Origin of the sequence: Thermus brevis, assembly GCF_026427635.1 — a bacterium.
Lineage (GTDB): Bacteria > Deinococcota > Deinococci > Deinococcales > Thermaceae > Thermus > Thermus antranikianii.
Genome location: NZ_CP102606.1, coordinates 18679 through 40313 on the forward strand (window position 1 = coordinate 18679; position 21635 = coordinate 40313).

Below are 21635 nucleotides of genomic sequence, written 5' to 3' on the forward strand. Positions count from 1 at the left end.
CCTTGCCCTCCTTTACACCAGGTAGTAGACCCTGGGTTCCGTACCCAGCTCCTCCTTAAGCCGCATGGCATTGGGCTGGTGGATAAGCTGGAAAACCAGGCTTTCCGGATCGGAGGCATCCCCGAAGAAGGTAGCCCGACCGATGCAGGTGGCCACGCACTGGGGCAAGAGCCCGTGCTCGATGCGGTGCAAGCAGAAGCTGCACTTGCGGGCGTTGCCCACGGGGCTACCGGGGGCCACCCCTTCCTTACGCACGTGAACTTCACCCCACTCAAATGTGGGAAGTTCCTCGTAGGGCATCTGCCCCTGGCCCGGGGTATCCTGCGTCCAATTCTCCCCAAAGTCGAAGGTGCGGGCCTGGTAGGGGCAGGAAACCAGGCAGTAGCGGCAGCCGATACAGGCGTCGTAGTCGATCTCCACGATGCCGTCTTCCCGCTTCCAAGTAGCCCCCACCGGGCAGACGGGAACGCAAGGAGGGTTGTCGCACTGCATGCAAGGCCGGGGCAGGAACTTCCAGGTCACCTGTGGGTAAACACCCACCTGCTCCTCCACCACAGGACGGTAGACCACCCCAGGGGGGAGCTTGTTCTCCACGGCGCAGGAGATGGTGCAGGCGTGGCAACCCACGCACTTGCGGGTGTCGATCACCATGACCCACTTGGGAGTGGTGCCCTTGTTCAGGGCCCGCTCCAGATCCCGTTGCATGCGCAAAAGAACATCCTCATACTCCAGCTCGGGCAGGATGGGCCCATCGGGGGGTCTTGGGGGCAGCTCCACCTTGGAAGGTTCGGCCCCAGCCTTCACCGGCTGACCCCCCAGCACCATGCCGGCGAAGACCGTGGAGGCCACCTTCTCCAGAAAGGCCCTGCGGCTTTCCACCTCGTTCATACCCACCTCCACGGCCAGGTTAGGAAAACCAAATGCGGTCTTCATCGGCGTTTCTCCGACAACCCGCCCGGACGGGTGTCCTCGGGAAAACACCTACAAACTCTGGGACCTTTGTCACGGGCAAGCCTGGGCATACTAAAGACATGGCCCGAATCTGGCCCCTGGTGTTTCTCCTCCTGGGCTGCGCCCGGATCCCGGAAGCCGGGCCCTTGGCTCCCCTTCCCCCCATCCGCCTCGAGGAAGAAGCCCCGCTGCGCATCGCCGTGGCGGGCATCCTCTCCCCCAAAAGGAGCTACCCCTACTGGACCCTGGCCCACACCCTCTGGCCCCAGGCCACGGTATTGGGGCGAAGGGGGTACGGGGAGGTGCTGGACCTTCTGCACAAGGGCCAGGTGGACATGGCCTTCCTATGCACCTTCGCCGCAGCCAAAGCGGTAGCGGAGGGTTACGGGGAGGTCATCGCCCGGTCGGTGCCCGCAAGCTGGACCCGGTACCGCAGCGTGGTCATCGTGCCGGCCACCTCGGACCGACAAAGCCTGGGGGATCTGGCGGGAGCCACCATGGCCTTTGTGGACCCCTTATCCAACACGGGCTACCTCCGCCCCATCCGGGAGCTCAAGAGGAGGGGCTATCGGCCGGAGATCTTTCTGGGCAAGATCCTCTTCACCTACGCCCACGACCGGGCGGTGGAGGCCGTGATCCGGGGCCTGGTGGAGGCCGCAGCGGTGGACGGGATGGTGCTGGACGCCCTGATACGAAAGGACGCCGGGCTCAAGGAAAAGATCCGGGTCATCTGGGAAGGACCCGAGGACCCACCCCCGCCCGTGGTGGTGCGGAAGGGTATAACCCCTGAGCTCAAGCGGGAGATCCTAAAACGCTTGGAGGAAGCTGGACAGCTTCCGGAAGCGGGAATAGCCGGCTTCGCTCCCGCTAGCGACGCCGTGTATCGCCGCTTCCTGTTGGAGTTCTAGTCATGAAGGGAAGCTTCCGTGCGCGCCTGCTGGCGACCTTCGCTCTGGGCATGCTTTTCCTGGGGCTCGGGCTTGGAGGAACCGCTTTCTTCCTGGTGAAGACAGGCCTGGAGGCCAGCCTCGAGGCCCGGGGCAAAGCCCAGACCCTCTACCTGGCCCGGCAGCTGGAAGAAGACCTCTTGCTCAACGACCTCTATGCCGTTTTCCGCCAGCTGGAGTCCCTGGAGGGAGAAGGCGTGCTGGGGTTTGTCCTAGGCCCCAAGGGGGAGGTGCTGGTGCACACCTTCCCGGGCGGGTTTCCCCTGAATCTAAAAACCCTAAAGGGTCGCTTCCGTTTCCAAGGGGAAATCTATAGGCTTTACCGTAGCCCCATCGGGGATGGCTCCGTGGGTGCCTTGGCCTTGGCCTTTCCCGAAACCCCCCTCTGGCAGAAGCTGGCCCACCTTTTGGTCCTGGGCGCCTGGCTGGCCCTAGGGGTGGCCGCTTTGGCCTTCCTCCTGGTGAGCCGTGCGGCGGATCAGTTCCTTAAGCCCCTCGAGGCCCTGGTCCAAGGCGTGCGGGCCTGGCAAGAGGGACGGGAGGCAGTCCTCCCCGATCCCGGTGGGGAACTAAGGGTCCTCCACCAGGCTCTGGTGGCATACCGGGAAGGGGTGAAGCGACGGGAACAGGAGCTTTCCACCCTGAACCAGGTGGCGGAGGCCGTGAACCGGGCGGAAACCCCGGAAGAGGTGCTGCACAACGCCCTGGAAGCCCTGGCCCAAAGCGGACTCTTCCGTTGCGGGGAGGCCTGGCTGGGCGAGGTGCGGGTGGGTAAGGTTCTCTGCCCCTACCAGGAGGAGAGGGACTGCCTCCTACGGAAAGGCGCGCAGGGGCTCTACCACACCCTGGAACTTCCCGGAGCCCGCCTCTACCTGAACGCCGAAGCCCCCAAGGCCTTCCGGGAGGCCATCAAAGCCCCTATCGAGGCCGGGCTACACCGGGCCCGGTACACCCAGGCCCTAAAGGAAAGGGATCAGGAGCGTTCCCAGCTCCTCAAGGCCCTTATTCAGGCCCAAGAAGCGGAAAGGGCGCGCATCGCCCGCGATCTTCACGACCAGATAGGCCAGGTCCTTACGGGCATCGACCTGGGCCTAAGAGCGGTGAAGGAGGGGCGGCTGGAGGCGGTACCCGCCCTGCAAGAGTTGGTGCGAAGCGCCATCCAAGATGTACGCCACCTCTCCCGCTCCCTGCGCCCCTCCGCCTTGGACACCCTGGGCCTCGAGGCCGCTTTGAAACGCATGGCCGAGGAGTTCCAGGAGAGAACGGGGATCCGGGTCAACCTCCTTTGCCGCCTAAAGGGGCGGTTGCCGGAAACCCACGAAACCACCCTTTACCGGGTCGTACAGGAGGCCCTCACCAACGTGGCCCGCCATGCCAAGGCAAAGCAGGTTTCCGTTGTCCTGCAACAAGAAGAGGAGGGGATCAACCTGGTGGTGGAGGACGACGGCCAAGGCTTCCCCCCGCAGGTCCAGCCTGGCTTGGGGATCCTGGGTATGCGGGAGAGGATAGAACTCCTAGGAGGCCGGTTCCAGATGGAAAGCCTCCAGGGGCTTGGCACCACCCTCTACGCCCGCATTCCCTTAAAGGAGGTGAAGGCGTGATCCGGGTTTTCCTGGTGGACGACCATCCCGTGGTGCGGGCAGGGATGCGCTACCTGTTGCAAGGAAAGGTGGAGATCGTGGGCGAGGCGGAAACAGGCCAGGAGGCCTTGCTGAAGATCCCCCAAGCCAGGCCCCAGGTGGTGATCTTGGACATCGCCCTGCCTGACATGGACGGCATCCAGGTGGCGGAAAAGCTGAAGGCTCTTTACCCCGAAGCCCGGCTCCTGGCCCTGTCCATGTATGCGGAACCGGAGTATGCGGAACGCTTCCTCCAGGCCGGGGGCTCCGGGTACCTGCCCAAGGACGCCATCGAGCGGGAACTGGAGGATGCCGTGTTGGCAGTGGCCCGAGGAGAGCACTACCTGCCGCAGAACCTCCTTTACCGCATGATCCAGGCCCAAACCGTCCGCAAGCCGGGGCCAGAGGTCCTCACGGAGCGCGAACTCATGGTGGTCCGCTATCTGGCCCAGGGCCTTTCCTACAAGGAGATCGCCGAGGCCATGGGCATCTCGGAAAAGACCGTGGCCACCTACCGGGAACGGGCAGCGGAAAAGCTCGGCCTGAGAAGCCGGGCCGAGCTGGTACGCTGGGCGGTAGAGGAAAAGCTTGTGTAATGGTAATGGCCTCGAGGCCCCCACCCCGCCCAGGGCAGGGTGGGGTACTCCTACTCCGTGCTCACCCCCTGCTCCACCTGCTGGCTCACGGGCTCCACCATGCGGAAGTGCTGGGCGGGATCCTCCAGAAGCTTCTCCAGGCGGGCCGCCTTCTCCTCCCGCTTAGCCTCCTTGAGGACCCGGATGTAGGCGGAAAGAAGCTCCCGCACATCCTCTATCCCCCTCAGGTCCAGGGGCTTCACCGCCACCTTGGCCCCCTTGGCCAGGCGGCGCTTCATGGCCTCCTCCGTGAGGCCCATCTCCGGCCAGTGACGGAGGTAGACCCGCCCCCCGGTCATGCCCGAGCAGATCCAGGGCCCGGGGTCCCCCAGGACCAGGGCCCGCCCCCGGGTCATGTACTCAAAGGCAAACCCCTTGGCCTGGGCCCGGGCGGCCAGGTTGCCGAGCTCGTCCCTCAGGGGCCTTTCCGGCTCCCCACCCAGGATCACATCCGCCCCGGAAAGCCGGATGCAGAAGCGGCTATCCGCCACCCCCTCCACGATGAGGAGGCCTCCAATGGACCCGTAGGCGAAGCTCTTGCCCACGGAGCCATCCACATAGGCCCCGTAGGGATTCCGGCCCTTGAGGATGGCCACGGTGCCCCCAAAGGCGCTCTTGGCCACCCCGTCCTGGGCACCTCCTTCCACCACCACCTTCATGCCCTCGAGGTTAAAGGCCGCCAGGCCATTCCCAGCCACGCTTCCCGCATCAAAGCGGAGCTCCACCTCGGCGTCAAAGCCCTTGCCGTAAAGCCGCCTTCTTGCGATCTCCCCTGCCAGGTGGGCCCCCAGGGCGCGGTCGGTGGAGTTCACCGGGCCCTCCTGGAAGACCAGCTTGCGGCTTCCCTCCCCATAAGCCCCCATCACCACCTCGGTGATGGTGCGGGTGAGCTGGTTCAAGGGTTTCCTGAGCACATGGGCCGAGGTGTCCTTAAGCCACTCGGGCTCCTCCACGGGCAGGAAGAAGTAGGAAAGGTCCAGCTCCTCCAGGTGGTCCCGCTGGTAGAGGAGGTCCACCCGGCCCCTGAGCTCCCGAAGGGAGCGGGCCCCCAAGGCGGCCACCAGCTCCCTTAGGGCCTCCCCCTTGGCCTCAAAGAAACGGGTGAGGTGCTCCACCGCCCGGTCCAGGTCCTGGGGCACGAAGCGCTTTAGCCCGTGGGCCAAAGCCTCCTCCAGCGTCTCGATCTGGGTGGTGATGCCCACGTGGCAGGTATCCAGCTGGCATCCCCGGCAGATGGTGCAGCCGATGGCCACCATGGCCATGGTGGCCATGCCCACCCGGTCCGCCCCCAGAAGGACCATCCGGAGCACATCGTAGGCGGTCTTAAGGCCACCATCCGCCCAGATCTCCACCCGGTCGCGAAGCCCGGCCCGCACCAAGGCCCGGTGGGCCCGCCGCACCCCGATCTCCACGGGAAGCCCCGCATACTTGAGGGCATGGAGCCTGGCCGCCCCCGTCCCCCCTTCAAACCCCGAGAGGGTGATGACATCCGCCCCCGCCTTGGCGATCCCCACGGCGATGGTGCCGATCCCGGGGATGACGGGCACCTTCACGGAAACCAGGGCCTTGGGGTTCACCGTCTTCAGCTCTTCGATGAGCTGGGCCAGGTCCTCGATGGAGTAGAGGTCGTGGTTGTTGGAGGGGCTGATGAGGTCCACCCCAGGCACGGCGTTGCGGGCAGCGGCCACCTTGGGGGAAACCTTCTTCCCCGGCAGGTGCCCTCCCTCCCCCGGCTTGGCCCCCTGGCCGATCTTGATCTCGATGACCGTGGCGGAGTTCAGCATGTAGGCGTGGACGCCAAACCGGCCCGAGGCCACCTGCTGGCCGCGCCAGTGGGTGTACTTGCCCAGCATATCGGGGATCTCCCCACCTTCCCCGTTGATGCAGAGCATGTTGAGGCGCTTGGCCGCCTCCACATAGGCGCGGAAGGAGGCCTCCCCTTGGGAACCGAAGCTCATGGCGCTGATCAGGAAGGGCAGGGAGTGGCCCCCCACGGAAAGGTCCACCTCTTCGGGGGAAACCTCGCTCCTTTCGGGGAAGCGCACCTCCAGAAGCTGCCTGGCCGCTACCGGGCTTTCCCGTTCCAAGGAGCGGACCTTTTCCTGGAAGTGGCTATAAGGGGCCTGGCCGCTTGCCACCTCCTGGGCCGCCTTGTAGATCCTGGGGTTGAAGCGGAAGTCCTTGGCGGGCATGACCTTCTCCGCCCGGAAGAAGCCCTCCCGCTCCAAAAGGGTGCGCTCCAGCTCCAAAAAGCCGTATCCGCCGGTCTCCGAACCCAGGAAGTTTCGGGTGCCAAAGTAGTCGGCCAGCTCCGGCTTGAGCCCGATGGCGCTGAAGATCTTCCCGTAGCCCCGAAGCTCGTGGATGCCCATGGTGGAGATGACCTTCTCCAGGCCCTTGCGCAGGGCCTCGAGAACGTTGGCCACCCCCTTCCTCCCCTCCAGGGCCCGGGCCTTTTCCTCAAGAAGCCAGGGGGCCACCGCCTCCGCCCCCAGGCCCAGGAGGAAGGCCACGTCGTGCAGGTTCCTCACCCCTCCGGAGTGCACCAGGATGGAGGTGCGCCGCCTCAGGGCGATCCCCTCGGCATCCCGCTTCATGAGGGCCCGGTTCACCGCCGCCACCGCCAGGCCGATATCGATCCAGATCCCACCCTGGAAGGCCCCCCGGTCGGAGAGGATGAGGACCTCGGCCCCTTCCTCCACCGCCTTAACCGCCTCCTCCTCCAGGCGCTTAAGCCCAAGAAGAAGCCCCTCCTCCACACCGAACTGGGGCACGAGGGTGGCGGTCTTGAAGCGGGATTTCACCTCAGCCAGGGTCAGGGTGCCGAAGCCTTCCGCAAGGCCCTGGTCCTCCTCCAAGACGATGGGCAAAAGAAGCTCCTCCACCCTTCCCCCACCCCGTCCGTCGGGAAGAGGGCGCCGGCCCAGGAGGGTGCGGGTGGAGAAGTGTTCGATCTCCCGCTCCCGGTCAATGGCCGGGTTGGTCACCACCGCCACGGTCTCCTTGAAGAACTCGGAGAGGTTGGGCTTCTCCGGGTTCAAGGCGGCCAGGGGACCGTCGTAGCCCAGGGAGCCGATGGGCTCGTTGCCGGTCTTGGCCAGGGCCTCGAGGTAAGCTCCATCCCACCGGTCCCAGCCGAAGGCTCGCTCCAAGCCCAACGGGGGCGGGGCTGGCCTCTCCTCCACCTGGGGCTCGCTCCCCCCGGCCACGGGGGGCGGAGCCTGGCGGATGGGCCCCGAAAGGTGGACCCGGTACCCCGCCACCGGGGTGCGGGCGGCGATCCGCTCCAGCACCAGGCGCTGGTGGCGGTCAAAGGGAAGGACCCGGGGGCCCTCCGGGGTCAGGCGCAGGTAAACCTTCTCCCCGGGAGCCAGGGGCTTGGGTTCACCCACGAACTCCTCGGCGTTGAAAACCCCCCTTTCGGAGGAGAAGACGATCTCGTAAGGCGTTTCGAACTGCCAGAGGGGCCTCAAGCCCATGGCGTCGGTGGCGAAGACCGCCTCGTCCCGGTGGCGGCTCACGATGGCGGCAGGCCCCTGGGCCAGGGGGCCAAAGCGCTGGCGCAGGGCCAGGTACAGGTCCTGAAGCTCAGGGGCGAGCCCCTTCACCTCCCCCAGGACAGGGGGGAAGACCAGGTCCATGGCCTCGGGCAGGGAAAGCCCGTAGCGGTAGATGAGCCCCTCCAGCATGCGGTTCAGGTCCTGGGAGTCCGAGCCCCCGGTGCGGGGGATGCCCAGGTAATCCAGCTCCCGCCTGAGGCGCTCGATGGTGTTGATCTCCCCGTTGTGACCCAGAAGGCCAAAGGGCTGGACCTGCTCGAAGGTGGAGAGGGTGTTGGTGGAGTAGCGGTTGTGCCCAAGGGCAATGGCGCTCTTGAACTCGGGGCGGGAAAGCTCGGGGTAGTAGCGCTTCAAAAGCTCCGCCGCCCCCCGCACCTTGTAGACCACGCTGTAGGTGGAAAGGGAAACCACGTGGACGGGGAAGCTGGCCTCGAGCCTCAGGCCCAGCTCCCACAGGGGACCGTCCCCATCGGGGCTGAGCCCCGCCACCTGGAGGAAGATAGGCTCCGTGCGACGGCCCACGGGGCCCAGAACCTCGCTCACCACCTCCCCTCGGCGGAAGAGGACCGGGCGCACCCCAAGGGGCTGGCCCTCCCGCCTCAGGAGCTCGTAGAACTCCTCGAGGCGCCCCGCCTCGGTTTTGGGCAGGAAAAAGTGCCCCACGAAGAAGCGGGGGTTAAAGGCCAGCTCCGGCTCGAGCCCCGCCTCCTCCAGGAAGCGGGCCCATAGCTCCCGGGGGATATCGGTCTGGATGCCTGTCCCATCCCCTTCTCCCCGGATGGCCCCTGCCCGGTGGGCCATGCGGTAAAGGCTTTCCAGGGTCCTCCGCACGATCCGGTGGGAGGGCTTGCCGCTTTTCTCCGCCATGGCGATGATGCCGCAGGCATCCTGGCCTAGGGGGATATCCGGGTAGGCTTCCTTCCAGGTCATCTTGGGGCTCCTTCTTTACGCTAGGGGTTTGGTGTAGGCAAAGGTATGCACGTCGTTCCTAGGATTATACACCCCCCGGGGGGTAGGGTCAAGGCGTTTCTTCCAACCCCCGCGGGCGGTCCAACCCCCCTGGCCCGGCCAAGCCGTTAGTATAGGGGCAAATGCGGGTAGCCCTCTTCATCACCTGCCTGGCCGATCAGTTCTACGCGGAAGCGGGGGTGGCCACGGTACGCCTCCTGAGGGCCTTAGGGGTGGAGGTGGACTTCCCCAAGGAGCAGACCTGCTGCGGCCAGCCTGCCTTCAACGCCGGCCACTGGAACGAGGCCCGGTCCCTGGCCCAGCGGACCGTAGGCATCTTCCAGGATGCCGAGTACGTGGTCTTGCCCTCGGGAAGCTGCGCCAGCATGGTGAAAAACCACTACCTCGAGCTTCTTCCCGGGGACGGGGAGGCCCTTAGGCTTTCGGAGAAGACCTACGAGCTATCCCAGTTCCTGGTGCGGGTGCTGGGCGTGACCGAGCTGGGGAAGGGGCTTCAGGGGAAAACCATAGCCTACCACCACAGCTGCCACGCCTTAAGGGAGCTTGGGGTCAAGGAGGAACCCCTCTTGCTCCTGAAAAACAGCGGGGCGGAGATCCTCCCCTGGGAGGCGGCGGAGGAGTGCTGCGGGTTTGGGGGGCTCTTCTCGGTGAAGCTTCCCGAGGTCTCCCTGGCCATGGCGGACCGCAAGATCTCTACCCTGCCCAAGGCGGATGCCCTCACCTCCACGGACGCCGGGTGCCTCCTCCACTTAACCGGGCGCATGGGCAAGCAGGGAAGGAACATGCGGGTGGTTCCCCTGGCCACCCTTCTATGGGAGGCGTATGCAGGTTAAGGCCAAGCTCTACCCCAAGGAAGCCGCCAGGCTCTTAAGGGAACACCCCGGGGTGCGGGAGGCGGTCACCGGAGCCACCCTGCACTTCGAGGAAGGCCGCAAGAGGGCCTACCAGGAGATCGACGCCGAGGCCTGGCGGGAAAGGGCCAGGAGGGTCAAGGACCACCTCCTCACCCACCTGGACCATTACCTGGAGCTGGCGGAAAAGCGGCTACAGGAAAAGGGCGTCCGGGTGCACTGGGCGGAAGACCCCGAGGAAGCCCACCGCATCCTGAGGGAGATCGTGGCCCGCCACAGGGTGAAGCGGGCGGTGAAGGCCAAGAGCATGCTCACGGAGGAGCTGGGGGTGAACCCCCTTCTGGAGTCCCTGGGGGTGGAGGTGTACGAAACCGACCTCGGGGAATACCTGATCCAGCTCCTGGGGGAACCTCCAAGCCACATCGTAGGCCCGGCCATCCACCTGGCCCTTCCCGACATCCAAAGGCTTTTCCATCAGCGCTTCGGTACCCCCCTGGATGCCTCCCCCGAGGCCCTGGCCGCCGTGGCCAGGAAGGTCTTGCGGGAAGCCTTCCTCACCGCCGACCTGGGCATCAGCGGGGCCAACTTCCTGGTGGCGGAAACCGGCACCCTGGCCCTCATGGAGAACGAGGGAAACATCCGCCTTTCCACCAGCCTCCCCAGGGTGCACGTGGCCTTTGTGGGAATCGAAAAGCTCCTCCCCCGCTTCGCCGACCTGGCCCTCTTCCTTCCCCTCACCGCCCGGGCCGCCACGGGGCAGCGGCTTTCCACCTACGTCTCCCTCATCCAGGGCCCGGCGAAGGAGGGAGAGGAGGGGCCTAAGGAGGTCCACGTGGTCCTGGTGGACCACGGCCGCACCACCCTTCTCCACGACCCCGAGGCCTGGGAGGTCTTGCGGTGCCTCCGTTGCGGGGCCTGCCTGAACGCCTGTCCCGTCTACCGCCAGACCGGGGGGCACCCCTACGGCTACGTCTACTCGGGGCCCATCGGGGCGGTTCTGGACCCCGGGCTCCTGGGCCTCGAGGACACCTACCCCCTTCCCTACGCCTCCACCCTCTGCGGAGCCTGCTACGAAGCCTGCCCGGTGAAAATCCCCATCCCCAAGCTTCTCCTCACCTGGCGGCACCGGGCGGTGGAGCGGGGCCTCGCCCCCACCTGGGAAAAAGGTGCCATGCAGGCCTTTTCCAAGGTGATGCAAAGCCCAAGCCTCTACCGGCTTTTCTCCAAGGCCCTAAGGGGCCTCCCCCTGCCCCAGGACCTCCTTCCCCTTCTCAGGGCCTGGACCGAGGGACGGGGTCCCTTACGGCCCAGCCCCAAGCCCTTCCACGAGCTTTGGCAGGAACTCAAGGAGTAAGGCCATGGACGCCAAATCCCGCATCCTAAGCCGCATACGGCATGCCCTTAAGGAAAGGCCCAAGGCCCTTCTCCCCGAGCATCCCCACCCGGCCCTTTCCCAAGATCCCCTGGAGCTTTTCCTAAAACGCCTGGCGGAGAACGGGGCTGAAGGCCACCTCGTGGATAAGGAAGGGGCCAGGAAGCTTCTTGCCGACCTGGCCCATGGACTTCCCGGGGCCGCTTACGGCAAAGGGGTACCCGATGCCTTCCGCCTCCTGCCGGAGCTTCCCCCCAAAGAGGCCCCCTTAGGGGTTTCCCGGGCCCTCTTCGCCGTGGCGGAAACGGGTACCGTGGCCCTTTCCTCGGAGGATGGCAGGAGGGCCCAGCTCTTACCCCCCGTTCACCTGGTCCTGGTGGAGGAAGAGCGGGTTTATCCCAGCCTCCTCGAGGCCTTTTTGGACCTAAAATCCCTTCCCAGCGCCATAGGCCTTCACTCCGGCCCCTCCAAAAGCGCCGACATCGGCCAGGTGATGGTCAAAGGGGTGCACGGCCCCGGCCGGTTGGTGGTGGCTGTGCTTCAGGGCACCTGGTAGGCGGGCGGTGGGGAAAGCCTCCTCAGGTTCAGGCGAATCCCCCCTTCTTTCCGCACGAAAATGGGCCACCACACGAAGCTGGCCCTGCCGGCGATGGCCTCCAAGGGCACCGGGCCAAAGGTGCGGGAGTCTTCAGAACCCCCCAGGGTACGGTTATCCCCCATGACGAAGTAGTACCCCTTCTTGAGGCGGATTTTCCCCACCTCGCAGGCCTCGGCGAGGCGGCTTCGGGCCAGGACCTCCTGCGAAGGGGGCAGAAGCATCTCTTTTAGAGGCTTCAAGTAGGCGGGAAGAAGCTCCACGGGGAAATCCCCTTGCTGGGTGAGGATTCGGGTCATGCGCCCGTCCTTGTAGCACACCCCGGGGTAGGAGTCGGGCCAGGGAGCGATGCGGTCGGTGATGTGCCTCTCGTCTAGGGGCTTGCCGTTGATGTACACCACCCCCCGCTCCACATAGACCTCGTCCCCGGGTACCGCCACAATGCGCTTGATGAAGAAGGCCCTGAAGCTAAATCCCAGGATGGGAAAGCGGGCGGTGGCGTTGGGAGTGCCTTCCGGAGGCTTCAGGATGGCGATCTCCCCCCTTCGCCACCCCATCAGGCCGAAGCGCACCAACCAGGTTTCCCACTTGGGCACCAAGACCCGCTCCCCGTTTTGCAGGGTGGGAAACATGCTCTGCCCCACCACCCCCACGGTGGTGAAGACAAAGGTGGTGACCAAAAACGCCACCAGAAGGGCTTCCCCCACCTGGCGGAACCACTCCTTGAAAAGATAGTCCCAAAACGCCTTCATACTCCTCCCACTCTACCCGTTATCGCTTGCCTTGCCGCCTTGCGCCCTGCTTCCACAATCTCCTCCAGCCGGCGGAAGTCCTCTATGCCCACCCCAGCCAGATTGGGCCGCACGTACACCTCAGGGGCATACAGGGTGAGGCGGACCGAGGTGAGGTGGAGCTGCATGAGGTCCACCGCCCGCCGGGCCAGGGCCAGAAGGCCCCTGGGAGCCCCTGCCACCTCCCGCTCCGGGGTTACATCCACGGCCCAGACCTCTGTGGCCCCCAAAAGGCGGGCGGCGTCCACCGGCAGGTTGTCCAAGACCCCCCCATCAAAGAGGAGCTGCCCCTCCCGCTCCACCGGGGCAAGAAGCCCCGGATAAGCGGCGGAGGCCAGGATGGCGCTTAGCAGATCCCCCTGGATGAGAAAAAGAAGCCTCCCCGAAACCACGTCCACAGCGGTGACCGCCAGGGGCTTTTTCAGCCCGTCAAAGCTCTTGGGAAGGTGCTCCGCCAGGAAGTCCCGAAGCTTTCGCCGGGAAAAGATCCCCTCCCGGGGGGAGAAGCCCAAAAGGCCAAGCCAAGGAGTACGCCGGGCTAGGACCAGCATCTCCTCCGGGGTCTTGCCCGCGGCGAAAAGCGCTCCCACGATGGCCCCCATGCTGGTCCCCGCCACCACCTGGAAGTCCAAACCCGCCTCCAGGAAGACCTCGAGGGCCCCAATGTGGGCAAGCCCCCTGGCCCCCCCACCGGAAAGCGCCAAACCGCGCACGCCAAAAATCCTAACGGCTTCTGGGTGAAAGAGGTGAGGGCTGGATATAGTGGAGGCGGTGAGCCTGGCGGGGAAGGTCCTTCTGAACCGATACCGGGTGGTGCGCCCCTTGGGCCAAGGCGCCTTGGCCACCGTCTACCTGGCCTTCGACCGCTTCGGCACCCCTTACGCCCTCAAGGTCTTCCCCAGAGGGGCCGAGGCCAGGCGCAACCGGGAGTTCTGGGTGGGTAGGCAGCTTTCCCACCCCAACCTGAACCCGGTTCTGGAGAGCCTGGACCTCGAGGAAGGCCCCGCCCTCCTCCTGGCCTACGCCCCTGGGGAGGAGATGGGGCGCTGGATGGGGCGCCGCCCCGAGCGCCCTCGGGCCTTATACGTCTTCCGCCAGCTCCTCATGGCCTTGGCCCACATGCACGGCACGGGCCTGGTGCACCGGGACGTGAAGCCGGAGAACATCATCGTGGCGGGAACGGACGAGGCCAAGCTGGTGGACTTTGACCTCTCGGGGCCAGCCCTCGAGGCCTTCAAGAAACCCTTAAGGGTGGGTACCCTTCCCTACCTGGCCCCCGAACAGGTCCTGGGACAAAGCCCGGGCCCCGAGGCGGATGTTTACGCCGCGGGCATCATCCTCTACTGGATCCTCTCCGGGGAACACCCCTTTGTGGGTGGGCCGGAGGAGGTCCTCCTCGGCCACCTCCAGGAACCCGTTCCCCCTGTCCCCGGCCTGGCCCCTCCGCAGCAGGCCTATCTGGAGCGCCTCCTGGCCAAGTCCCCCAAGGAACGCTTCCCCTCGGCAAAGGAGGCCCTCGAGGGGTTTCCCTTCCCCTGAAATGGCTTCCTGCTGGATCCTCTCCACCCTTCTGGGCTCCGCCCTTTTCGCAGGGCTGGGGGAGATGGCGGTGGGGCGGCTCCTGGTGGAGGGGGGCCACCAAGCCCTGGTGGTGACCCAGGAGGGAGCCCACACCCTGGCGGAGAAGGACTCCGCCCTCTATGGGCTCGCCCGTACACCCGAGGGGTTCCTGGCCGTGGGCCACCTGGGAAAGAGCCTCCTCCGGGTGGGGCTGGACCCCAAGGGGAAGCCCCTTTGGGCCGAAGCCGGCGGCCAGGGGATCCTCTGGGGAACGGATGGCCGCTTCGCCTGGGGAGGGTATATGGGCCCTGGGGGCTGGGAAGCTTTGGTGCTAGACCTGCTTGGGGAAAGGGCCTTCCGCCTTCCCCTGCCCGGCCAGGGGTACGCCTATGGGGGCTTGTACCGGCAGGGCGTTCTTTTCCTGGTGGGCCGGGTGGAGGGGGCGGGAGGGTTTGACGGCTTCCTTCTGGGCCTTCCGGTGGCCCGCCCCGGGCAGCCCTGGGCCTACGGGTACCGTAGCGGCTGGCCCGAGAACGATTACCTCCGCTTCCTGGGAGAAAGGGGGGCGGTGGGCCGGCTGGAGGTCAGGGGGGATTCCGAGGGGCTCCTTTTGGACTGGCTGGGCCTTAGCCAGGGAAAGGCCCGGCTTCTTCGCCGCCCCGGTTTTGACTACCTCAGGGCCTGGCGCGGGGCCTTCCTGGTGGGGGAGGCGGAGGTGGACGGGGTTTTGGAGGGCCTTTGGATCGGCCCCCAAGGAGCCCGGTACGCAGGGGGTCCCCTGGCTTCCCTGCGCGCCCTGGATCCCCCTTTTGCCTACGGGTACTCCTACCGCTCCCTTTTCCAGGGAGAGGGTTTGGTCCTGAACCTGGAGGAACAGGTGGGTAGACCCCTGGCTTACCGCCTCGAGGCCTTACGTCTTCCCTGGTTGCCCTTCAGGGCTAGGCCCCGGGCCCTCTTCCTAACCTGGAAACCTGTGGCCTGGAACCCCGAACCCACCCTAAGGCTCAAGGCCTGCCCTCCTGGCCCCGATCCCAAGCCGGACTGAGCGTTCCCTTCCCCCTCCCTAACCCTCAGCGGGCATAGGCCCCGTTGGCCAAAAAGGTGAGGATGCCCGAAAGAAGCCCCTGGGCCACCTTCTCCCGGTAGGCGGCGTCGGCAAGCCGCCTTCCCTCCACCGGATGGTCTCCGAAGCCGATCTCCACCAACACGGCGGGCACCTTGGCGTACCGCAACACGAAGAAGTCGCCGGGAAAGGTCCCCCGGAAGGGGCTCCCCGTGGTCTGGGAAAGCTTCCTCCCTAAGGTTTCAGCCAAGCGCTGACTGTAGCGCTGGTTGGCCTGGGCCACGATGTCAAAAAGAATCCTCTCCGCCACAGTACGGGCTTCCTGGGTCAGGCGCTGCCCCAGCTCCCCCCCGCCGTTTTCCCGGATCACCTGGGCCAGAACCCCTGAGCTCTGGGCCTGGCCGAAGTAGAAGACCTCGAGCCCCTGGGCAGTGCGGGTGGGGGTAGCGTTCACGTGAATGGAGATAAAAAGGTTCACCTGGGAGCTATCGGCCAAGGCTGCCCTCCGGGAAAGGTCCTCCCGCTTATCGGGGGAAAGGTGCGCATCCCGATCCCGGGTAAAGCGCACCTCTATCCCCTCCTTCTCCAGAAGGCGCTTAAGGCGCAAGGCCACGTCCAGGACCACTTCCTTTTCCACCACGTACCCCACCATCCCCGGGTCCACCCCCCCGTGGCCGGGGTCCAGGAGGACCACGGGCTTGGGCGGTCTGGGCGGCCGGTTGCGGGGCGGGTCCAAGTTTACCTGGGCCGGCTTGGCTGGGGTGGAGGCCTCCTTTTTCAAGCTCAGGTCCACCACCAACCGCTCCGGGTCGGAATAGCGGCGCACCGTGGCCTCCACTGCCCCCTTCAAACGCACCACCACCCGCACCTGCCCCTCCTCGGGTAGGGTCTGCACCGAAGCCACCTCGGAAGAGTTCACCACCTGATCCAAGGGAGCTGCCTTTACCCCCTTCAGGATCAGGACCAGAAGGCCATTCTCCTGGGAAAGCGTGTGTTGTACCTCTTTAGAGGGCAGATCAAAGACCAAGCGGGTGAAGCCCTCGTGCACCCCTATGCGGGGAAAAGCTAAAGCCAGGCTCCATAGCCAGACGCCAACCAAAAGAAATACCCGCATCTACGCCCATTCTAGCGGGAAAGGTTAAAGCCTGATAAAATCCGGCTCATGACGAAGAAGGTCGTGATCCACCATCTGGTAGGCCACCGCTTCCTGGGAATGAACGAGCAAGGGGACAAGGTGATGATCGACGGGGACCAGCCCGCCACCGGCCCCCGTCCCATGGAGCTCCTCCTCATGGCCTTAGGGGCCTGCACCGCCTACGACGTGGTGGACATCATGAAGAAGAAAAAGCAGCCCCTGGCCCGCTACCGGGTGGAGGTGGAGGGCATCCGGGCGGAAACCCACCCCAAGCGTTACACCCACATCACCGTGACCCACATCGCCTCAGGGCCCAACGTGACCCTGGAAGCCCTGGAGCGCGCCGCCCACCTCTCCCACACCAAGTACTGCTCCGCTTCCGCCAATCTCAACGCCGAGATCACCGTCAAGGTGGTGCTGGAGCCCTGGGAAGAAGGCCAAGAGACCCAAGGCTAAGCGCCATGCTCCTGGCCATAGACATCGGCAACACCTCCACGGTCCTGGGGGTCTTCTCCGGGGAAGAGCTCATCGCCCACTTCCGCATCCACACCGATCGGATGCGCATGGAAAGCGAGTACCGGGTCATCCTGAAAAACCTCTTCGCCCTCGAGGACCTCCCCCCTCCCAAAGCCGCCCTCCTCTCCAGCGTGGTGCCCCCCGTGGAGAGGGAGATGAAGGAGGCCATAGAGAAGCTCTTCGGCATCAAAGCCCAGGTGGTGGATGCCGGGGCCACAGGGCTCGAGGTGTGCATAGATAATCCCAAGGAGGCCGGCACCGACCGTCTGGTGAACGCCGTGGGCGCTTTGGGCTACGAAAGCCCCACGGGCCGTTACATCGTGGTGGACTTCGGCACCGCCACCACCTTTGACCTGGTGGAGGCCCCCAACCGCTACCTGGGCGGGGCCATCACCATCGGCCCCCAGACCGCCGCCGATGCCCTGGCGGCCAGGACTGCCAAGCTCCCCCGCATAGACCTGGTCCCCCCCACCCAGGTGGTGGGCAAGAACACCCTGGACGCCCTGCGCTCGGGCCTGGTCCTGGGCTATGCCGCCTTGGTGGAGGGCATGGTACGCCGCTTCAAGGAGGAAGCCGGGGAAGCCCTGGTGATCGCCACCGGGGGCTTTGCGGAAACCCTAAGGGATCTCTGCCCTTCCTTTGACGTGGTGGACGAGGACCTAACCCTTAAAGGCCTTCTTCGCATTCACAAGGGGCAAGGGTAAACCAGTACACCCACCGACCCTCCTCAGGGAGAAGGCTGTACCGGTGCCCTTCCACCCGGTAGCACCCCAGGTCCCGCCAGAGGCCGGGCCGCTCCCGGAGGAAGATCCTAAGCGGGGTGCCTCTTTCCTGGGCCAAAAGCAGGCGAAGGTTCCCCCCAACGGGCTCCTGGTTTCCCCGCTTGCCTTCCCCCTGGTAGAGGATGCGGCCATCGGGCAAGAAAGCATTCCGGTACCCCGACTCCCCCCGGTCCACCAAGAGGCTACGCTCCCCAATGCCCTTGCGGGTCCTGTGGTAGGCGAAGACCTCGCTCCAGCTTAAGCTTGACACCGCCCTTTCCCCCGGCTATCATCCTAAGTGCCCGGTCGGACGCCCCCGACCCGGCAACAACCCAAGGCCCCGTGGTGTAGTTGGTTAACACACCCGCCTGTCACGTGGGAGATCGCGGGTTCGAGTCCCGTCGGGGCCGCCAGGCCGAGGTAGCTCAGTTGGTAGAGCATGCGACTGAAAATCGCAGTGTCGGCGGTTCGATTCCGCCCCTCGGCACCAGGGGAAACACAAGCCGTCCTCTAGACGAGGGCGGCCTTGTCTTTTACCCCAGATTCCCATCTTTTTGCTACACTACCCCTGTAGGGGGTGGGAACCTGAAGCAAACCTTTTGGATTCCGGGTGGGTATTCAGGATAAAGATTTTCGGCGCTGAAGGCATTCATTCTTAAGGTATTGCCGGTGAATTTACGGGGCAAATTCAAAAGGCTGTATTGGGCAAGCCGCGCCGGGCATTCCTGCCCCGCGGCTCCCTTTATTTTCTGACGGGCATTCCCCCAAACCCGGAAGGTTCCCCCCTTGCTCCCCAGGGTACTACCCAGCTGGCCAGGGATGTGCTAGGCTGGGTAGTATAAATCTGACTCACTCCCAAAAATCGTTAGGGTAATAACTGTTTTCACCGTTCTGATACCTATTCTTTCCCTCTTGACAGTATTGACAGACCCCCCTAAAGTGAAAGACAAGCAAACGGGGCCAACCCCCCGGAAGCTCTGGGAAAAGGAGGGATGAAGATGAAGAAGCTGATCGCTAGGGTGTTGGTGCTTCTCGGCAGCTTAATCGCTCTTGGACTGGCAGCCGGAGCTACTGCGCACTGGGAGTAAAAACGGCCACAGGTTGGCCGTTTTTTCTTTTTAGCCCCTTAGCCCCCGATCTTGGGGGCTTTGTGCTATCCTTAGGCCAGTATGTTGCAAAAGCTACACAGCCTGGAGCTGCCTCCACCCCGGGTTTTCGCCCTTGTTCTCACCGTCTTCGCAACCTTTTTACTCCTGGAAGGGTATCTTCTCCTACGTTACGAGTTCCGTTTCCCCCCGCCTGGACTGACATGGTTTGACCTTCTTTTCTGGGCAGTATTGGTCTTTTGGAGCGTCCGAATACGAATCCGCCTACCCTTAAATGCCAGCATGAGCCAACTTTTTCTTTTCTCCTTGGCCTTAGTGGTTCTCACCCCTCCCTGGCTTGCTCCCCTATGGGTTTTTCTATTCCAACCTAGCGATAAAGTTTGGTACAAACAGCTCTTCAACCGTTCCCAGGATGCTTTGGCCACTGCGGCCGCCGTATTGGTCTGGCAGTTCTTCCAAACTAGCCCCTTGTACCTGGGAACTTTAGACCTGAGCGCTGGCATAGGTATAGGCCTGGGTGCAATAGCTCTCATCGTCGTAAACATGACCTTGGTTACAGGAATCATCCATCTAGCCAGCGGCACGCCGTGGCGGGAGGTCTGGAAAAAGAACTTTAGCTGGCTAATGGTTAGTTATTTTCTTCTCTCTCCATTGGCCCTCCTTTTGGCAAGAGCTTACGAAACCCCCCTACTAGGAAACTGGGGCGGCTGGACGGTGCTTCTCTTCCTAATACCCCTCTACTACAGCCGCTTCTACTGGGACGAGAAGGTACGGCTGGAGCAGGCCTTTGACGCCACCCTGGAGGTGCTCATGCACGCCCTGGAAGCCAAGGAGCCGGAAACCCGCATGCACTCCGAGCGGGTGGCCGACATCGCCCGCGACTTGGCCCGGCTGGTTTACCAGGACGAGGCTAAGGCCCAGGAGATCTACCGGGCTGCCCGGCTCCACGACATCGGCAAGATCGGCATCCCCGAGGCCCTCCTTCTAAAAGCCGACAAGCTAACCCCCGAGGAATACCGGATTGTGCAAAGCCACACCACCCTGGGGGCCAAACTCCTGAAGCCGGCGGAGAAAGTAGCCTTTGGCCCCCTGGTCTACAACGTCATCCTCCACCACCACGAGCGCTGGGACGGGCGCGGCTACCCCAAGGAGCTCGCCGGGCACGAGATCCCCGAGGAAGCCCGCATCGTGGGCCTGGCCGATGCCTACGAGGCCATGACCGCAGGCCGCCCCTACCGCCCGGCCAAATCCTCAGAGGAAGCCCTCAAGGAAATCCAGGACCTTTCGGGCATCCAGTTTGACCCCAAGCTGGTCAAGCTCTTCACCGAGCTCTGGCACCAAAACCCCTTGTGGCGCGACCGCCAGGCCTACCTGGACGCAAAGGAGGGATCGGTATCACGCTCTACCTTGCCGCTGCTCTTTTCGGAATCGGCCTCGCCCTCGCCCTCGGAGCCAGGGCAAAGGACCTCGGAGCAATAGAGCTAAGGGCTTCCTGGGCCTTTATCCTGGCCGCCCTGGTGGAAGGGGGCTTGGCCTATGGCACCTACCGGGGCCTGTTTCGGCCCGAGTGGGCAGGTCCTCTAGCCAAGGTCCTGGTCCTCCTCCTGGTGGGGTACGGACTTTACCGGAACCAGCACCTGAAAAGCCTCTACCTGGTGCTTTTCGGGCTCCTTCTGAACACCTTGGTCATCTTTGCCAATGGGGGTCACATGCCGGTAAGCCTGGACACCCTTAAGAAAGCAGGCATAGAAGGCTGGGAGGAGCTTCTTAAAACCAGGGCCGACGCCGTGCATAGCCTTTTGGATGAATCCACCCGCCTTCCCTTCCTGGGGGACGTCATTCCTCTTCCCCCCTTGCGCAAGGCGGCAAGCCCGGGGGATCTCTTCATCCTGGCGGGAATCGCCGGGGTGGTGGTGGAAGGAGCCTTGAGGGCAGGGGGAAGGCGGCTACCCAGGCGCCAGGCAGCCCTTAGGGTGCTGGCCTTCCTCCTGCTGGTCTTTCTTCTCCTCGCCCTTCGCATTTGAGCCCGGCACCTCCTCGGCCTGGTGTAGTGTATATTCCCAAGGAGGGGGCTTACCCCTAAGTCCGGAGGCAATATGGCGTATCGCATCTGCTTGATTGAGGGCGACGGTATCGGCCACGAGGTGATCCCGGCGGCCAGGAAGGTCTTGGAAGCCACCGGGCTTCCCCTGGAGTTCGTGGAGGCCGAAGCGGGCTGGGAAACCTTTGAGCGAAGAGGGGTTTCCGTGCCCGAGGAAACCGTGGAGAAAATCCTTTCCTGCCAAGCCACCCTCTTCGGGGCTGCCACCAGCCCCACAAGGAAGGTACCGGGTTTCTTCGGGGCCATCCGCTACCTCAGGCGCAGGCTGGACCTCCACGCCAACGTGCGCCCTGCCAAAAGCCGCCCCGTGCCGGGAAGCCGGAGCAGAGTGGACCTCATCATCGTGCGGGAGAACACCGAGGGGCTTTACGTGGAGCAGGAGCGGCGCTACCTGGATGTGGCCATCGCCGATGCGGTGATCTCCAAAAAGGCCAGCGAGCGCATCGGCCGCGTGGCCTTGAAGATTGCGGAAGGCCGCCCCCGCAAAACCCTGCACATCGCCCACAAGGCCAACGTGCTCCCTGTTACCCAGGGGCTTTTCCTGGATACGGTGCGGGAGGTGGCCAAGGACTACCCCTTGGTGAACGTGCAGGACATCATCGTGGACAACTGCGCCATGCAGCTTGTCATGCGCCCCGAGCGCTTTGACGTGATCGTCACCACCAACCTCCTGGGGGACATCCTCTCCGATCTCACCGCTGGCTTGGTGGGAGGCCTGGGCCTTGCGCCTTCCGCCAACATCGGGGACACCACGGCGGTCTTTGAGCCCGTGCACGGTTCTGCCCCCGATATCGCCGGCAAGGGCATAGCCAATCCCACTGCCACCATCCTCTCCGCAGCCATGATGCTGGAGTACCTGGGGGAGAAGGAAGCGGCCAAGAAGGTGGAAAAGGCCGTGGACCTGGTTCTGGAAAAAGGTCCCCGCACCCCGGACCTGGGGGGAACCGCCACCACGGAAACCTTTACCAAAGCAGTGGTGGAAACGCTAAAGGCCCTTTAAGGCTTTCGCCCGAGCACCCCTCGAGGGGAGGTCCTCGAGGGGTGTCAGTTTTCTTTAAGGTACATGCGGCTGAAACCCACGAGGGAATGCTAGCGAGTTCCTC

At 64.4% G+C, this 21635-nt stretch carries 19 protein-coding genes and 2 tRNA genes; 15 read left to right on the top strand and 6 right to left on the bottom strand.

Annotated features, from left to right (window positions below):
* Positions 1–12: 12 nt before the first annotated feature.
* Positions 13–888, bottom strand: coding sequence for a 4Fe-4S dicluster domain-containing protein (locus KQ693_RS00100; RefSeq protein ID WP_267261545.1), 876 nt, complete (start codon positions 886–888; stop codon positions 13–15).
* Between the two features lie 143 nt (positions 889–1031).
* On the opposite strand from KQ693_RS00100, the gene KQ693_RS00105 reads away from it, so the two are divergent.
* Genes KQ693_RS00105 through KQ693_RS00115 form a run of 3 tightly spaced genes read left to right on the top strand, consistent with a single transcriptional unit; the run spans position 1032 to position 4113 of the window.
* Positions 1032–1859, top strand: coding sequence for a PhnD/SsuA/transferrin family substrate-binding protein (locus KQ693_RS00105; protein WP_267261546.1), 828 nt, complete (start codon positions 1032–1034; stop codon positions 1857–1859).
* A gap of 2 nt (positions 1860–1861) precedes the next feature.
* Positions 1862–3499: a sensor histidine kinase gene (locus tag KQ693_RS00110; RefSeq protein WP_267261547.1), complete on the top strand. Its 1638-nt coding sequence runs from the start codon at positions 1862–1864 to the stop codon at positions 3497–3499.
* Positions 3496–4113, top strand: coding sequence for a response regulator transcription factor (locus KQ693_RS00115; protein ID WP_267261548.1), 618 nt, complete (start codon positions 3496–3498; stop codon positions 4111–4113). Before KQ693_RS00110 ends, KQ693_RS00115 begins: the two co-directional genes overlap by 4 nt.
* Positions 4114–4163: 50 nt before the next feature.
* On the opposite strand, the gene KQ693_RS00120 is transcribed toward KQ693_RS00115, so the two are convergent.
* Positions 4164–8642, bottom strand: a complete 4479-nt coding sequence (locus KQ693_RS00120) for a glutamate synthase-related protein (protein WP_267261549.1) — start codon at positions 8640–8642, stop codon at positions 4164–4166.
* Between the two features lie 161 nt (positions 8643–8803).
* Between KQ693_RS00120 and KQ693_RS00125 the strand changes: the two genes are divergently transcribed.
* From KQ693_RS00125 to KQ693_RS00135, 3 genes are read left to right on the top strand one after another with little or no spacing between them, the layout of a single operon-like run.
* Positions 8804–9514: a (Fe-S)-binding protein gene (locus KQ693_RS00125; protein WP_267261550.1), complete on the top strand. Its 711-nt coding sequence runs from the start codon at positions 8804–8806 to the stop codon at positions 9512–9514.
* Positions 9504–10886: a LutB/LldF family L-lactate oxidation iron-sulfur protein gene (locus tag KQ693_RS00130; protein WP_267261551.1), complete on the top strand. Its 1383-nt coding sequence runs from the start codon at positions 9504–9506 to the stop codon at positions 10884–10886. Before KQ693_RS00125 ends, KQ693_RS00130 begins: the two co-directional genes overlap by 11 nt.
* Before the next feature lie 4 nt (positions 10887–10890).
* The gene (locus KQ693_RS00135; protein ID WP_267261552.1) at positions 10891–11460 is read left to right on the top strand and encodes a LutC/YkgG family protein; all 570 of its coding nucleotides are present in this window, start codon (positions 10891–10893) and stop codon (positions 11458–11460) included.
* Here KQ693_RS00135 and lepB read toward each other — a convergent pair.
* On the bottom strand, positions 11445–12251 hold the full coding sequence (lepB, locus tag KQ693_RS00140) for a signal peptidase I (RefSeq protein ID WP_267261553.1): 807 nt from the start codon (positions 12249–12251) through the stop codon (positions 11445–11447). The genes KQ693_RS00135 and lepB overlap by 16 nt on opposite strands.
* Positions 12248–13003: a patatin-like phospholipase family protein gene (locus KQ693_RS00145; RefSeq protein ID WP_267261554.1), complete on the bottom strand. Its 756-nt coding sequence runs from the start codon at positions 13001–13003 to the stop codon at positions 12248–12250. Before KQ693_RS00145 ends, lepB begins: the two co-directional genes overlap by 4 nt.
* Positions 13004–13052: 49 nt before the next feature.
* Here KQ693_RS00145 and KQ693_RS00150 point away from each other — a divergent pair, with 49 nt between their 5' ends.
* Both KQ693_RS00150 and KQ693_RS00155 read left to right on the top strand, forming a co-directional pair.
* Entirely contained in the window at positions 13053–13829 is a 777-nt protein-coding gene (locus KQ693_RS00150) for a serine/threonine-protein kinase (protein ID WP_267261555.1), read from the top strand.
* 1 nt (position 13830) lies between these two features.
* Positions 13831–14895, top strand: coding sequence for a hypothetical protein (locus KQ693_RS00155; RefSeq protein ID WP_267261556.1), 1065 nt, complete (start codon positions 13831–13833; stop codon positions 14893–14895).
* A gap of 25 nt (positions 14896–14920) precedes the next feature.
* Here KQ693_RS00155 and KQ693_RS00160 read toward each other — a convergent pair whose 3' ends face one another.
* Complete coding sequence (locus KQ693_RS00160) at positions 14921–16027, bottom strand: N-acetylmuramoyl-L-alanine amidase (RefSeq protein ID WP_267261557.1); 1107 nt, start codon at positions 16025–16027, stop codon at positions 14921–14923.
* A gap of 48 nt (positions 16028–16075) precedes the next feature.
* Between KQ693_RS00160 and KQ693_RS00165 the strand changes: the two genes are divergently transcribed.
* On the top strand, positions 16076–16504 hold the full coding sequence (locus KQ693_RS00165; protein ID WP_267261558.1) for an OsmC family protein: 429 nt from the start codon (positions 16076–16078) through the stop codon (positions 16502–16504).
* 5 nt (positions 16505–16509) lie between these two features.
* On the top strand, positions 16510–17268 hold the full coding sequence (locus KQ693_RS00170; protein WP_267261559.1) for a type III pantothenate kinase: 759 nt from the start codon (positions 16510–16512) through the stop codon (positions 17266–17268).
* On the opposite strand, the gene KQ693_RS00175 is transcribed toward KQ693_RS00170, so the two are convergent.
* Positions 17231–17596, bottom strand: coding sequence for an SRA domain-containing endonuclease (locus KQ693_RS00175; protein WP_267261560.1), 366 nt, complete (start codon positions 17594–17596; stop codon positions 17231–17233). The genes KQ693_RS00170 and KQ693_RS00175 overlap by 38 nt on opposite strands.
* Before the next feature lie 65 nt (positions 17597–17661).
* Here KQ693_RS00175 and KQ693_RS00180 point away from each other — a divergent pair.
* From KQ693_RS00180 to KQ693_RS00200, 5 genes are all read left to right on the top strand, one after another.
* A tRNA-Asp gene (locus tag KQ693_RS00180) sits at positions 17662–17738 on the top strand.
* A 1-nt stretch (position 17739) separates the two neighbouring features.
* A tRNA-Phe gene (locus KQ693_RS00185) sits at positions 17740–17815 on the top strand.
* A 679-nt stretch (positions 17816–18494) separates the two neighbouring features.
* Positions 18495–19910, top strand: a complete 1416-nt coding sequence (locus tag KQ693_RS00190) for an HD-GYP domain-containing protein (RefSeq protein ID WP_267261561.1) — start codon at positions 18495–18497, stop codon at positions 19908–19910.
* Positions 19911–19945: 35 nt separating this feature from the next.
* Complete coding sequence (locus KQ693_RS00195; protein WP_267262389.1) at positions 19946–20455, top strand: DUF5317 domain-containing protein; 510 nt, start codon at positions 19946–19948, stop codon at positions 20453–20455.
* Between the two features lie 72 nt (positions 20456–20527).
* Positions 20528–21532: a homoisocitrate dehydrogenase gene (locus KQ693_RS00200; protein ID WP_267261562.1), complete on the top strand. Its 1005-nt coding sequence runs from the start codon at positions 20528–20530 to the stop codon at positions 21530–21532.
* The last annotated feature ends 103 nt before the right edge of the window (positions 21533–21635 follow it).

Coding starts and splice junctions, on each gene's coding strand:
- KQ693_RS00100 (WP_267261545.1), bottom strand. CDS start 888: ATGAACGAGGTGGAAAGCCGCAGGGCCTTTCTGGAGAAGGTGGCCTCC.
- KQ693_RS00105 (WP_267261546.1), top strand. CDS start 1,032: ATGGCCCGAATCTGGCCCCTGGTGTTTCTCCTCCTGGGCTGCGCCCGG.
- KQ693_RS00110 (WP_267261547.1), top strand. CDS start 1,862: ATGAAGGGAAGCTTCCGTGCGCGCCTGCTGGCGACCTTCGCTCTGGGC.
- KQ693_RS00120 (WP_267261549.1), bottom strand. CDS start 8,642: ATGACCTGGAAGGAAGCCTACCCGGATATCCCCCTAGGCCAGGATGCC.
- KQ693_RS00125 (WP_267261550.1), top strand. CDS start 8,804: ATGCGGGTAGCCCTCTTCATCACCTGCCTGGCCGATCAGTTCTACGCG.
- KQ693_RS00130 (WP_267261551.1), top strand. CDS start 9,504: ATGCAGGTTAAGGCCAAGCTCTACCCCAAGGAAGCCGCCAGGCTCTTA.
- KQ693_RS00135 (WP_267261552.1), top strand. CDS start 10,891: ATGGACGCCAAATCCCGCATCCTAAGCCGCATACGGCATGCCCTTAAG.
- lepB (WP_267261553.1), bottom strand. CDS start 12,251: ATGAAGGCGTTTTGGGACTATCTTTTCAAGGAGTGGTTCCGCCAGGTG.
- KQ693_RS00155 (WP_267261556.1), top strand. CDS start 13,831: ATGGCTTCCTGCTGGATCCTCTCCACCCTTCTGGGCTCCGCCCTTTTC.
- KQ693_RS00160 (WP_267261557.1), bottom strand. CDS start 16,027: ATGCGGGTATTTCTTTTGGTTGGCGTCTGGCTATGGAGCCTGGCTTTA.
- KQ693_RS00165 (WP_267261558.1), top strand. CDS start 16,076: ATGACGAAGAAGGTCGTGATCCACCATCTGGTAGGCCACCGCTTCCTG.
- KQ693_RS00170 (WP_267261559.1), top strand. CDS start 16,510: ATGCTCCTGGCCATAGACATCGGCAACACCTCCACGGTCCTGGGGGTC.
- KQ693_RS00190 (WP_267261561.1), top strand. CDS start 18,495: ATGTTGCAAAAGCTACACAGCCTGGAGCTGCCTCCACCCCGGGTTTTC.
- KQ693_RS00200 (WP_267261562.1), top strand. CDS start 20,528: ATGGCGTATCGCATCTGCTTGATTGAGGGCGACGGTATCGGCCACGAG.